Source organism: Bartonella sp. AP58NXGY (assembly GCF_042195785.1).
Taxonomy (GTDB): Bacteria; Pseudomonadota; Alphaproteobacteria; order Rhizobiales; family Rhizobiaceae; genus Bartonella.
Genome location: NZ_JBHIOY010000318.1, coordinates 1 through 639, shown reverse-complemented (window position 1 = coordinate 639; position 639 = coordinate 1). Strand labels below are relative to the sequence as shown.

General features: G+C 41.3%; 1 protein-coding gene and 1 pseudogene. Both read left to right on the top strand.

Annotation, left to right across the window (positions count from 1 at the left end):
- Window positions 1-283: pseudogene (locus tag ACFINC_RS11150) on the top strand (hypothetical protein); the annotation flags it as partial.
- Window positions 284-376: 93 nt separating this feature from the next.
- A partial coding sequence (locus ACFINC_RS11145) for a DUF4043 family protein (RefSeq protein WP_375617241.1) occupies window positions 377-639 on the top strand: 263 nt, incomplete at its 3' end.

Here is a 639-nt window from a genome sequence, read left to right as displayed (position 1 = left end):
AGCGACTTGTGCACAAAGAGATCTCAATCCGGCAGAAGAGATTTATAGGATAGCGCAAAATCTTGGCTATCAAAATCAAGCAGTGCAAGCGAATAATCAAGTTGCAGCACTTCAAAGCCGTCAGAATTCTGCGAGGACTTTAACGGCATCTGGTGGAGGGGGGAGTACTGGACCAATGACTTTAGAAGCTATTGGCAATATGTCTGATAAAGAATTTGGAGAATGGTATAGCAATCCTAAAAATCAAATCATTTTTGATAAGTTAATGGGGCGCGATGGCTGATTATAGTCTAGGCGCATAACGTAATCCGCCTTTGATGCGGGTTTTTTTGCCGGCTTTAAGCCGGTTTTTTTATAGCAAAGAAAGGCAAAATAAATGGCAACAACACGTATACCTATTAATGATGCTCAAGCGGTGAAAGCTTGGTCAAAGAAATTAAATTATGAAGCGTCTAAAGCGCTTGATATTGAACCGTTAATGGGAGAAGGCTCTAATAGTATCATTCAAGTCAAAAATGAACTTAGGAAAGAAGGCGGAGATTGTGTTACGTTTAGCTTACGAGCACAGATTATGGGGCGTGGTGTAAGCGAGGGTGAAACGCTTAAAGGCAATGAAGAGGCACTCCAATTCCTTCATGA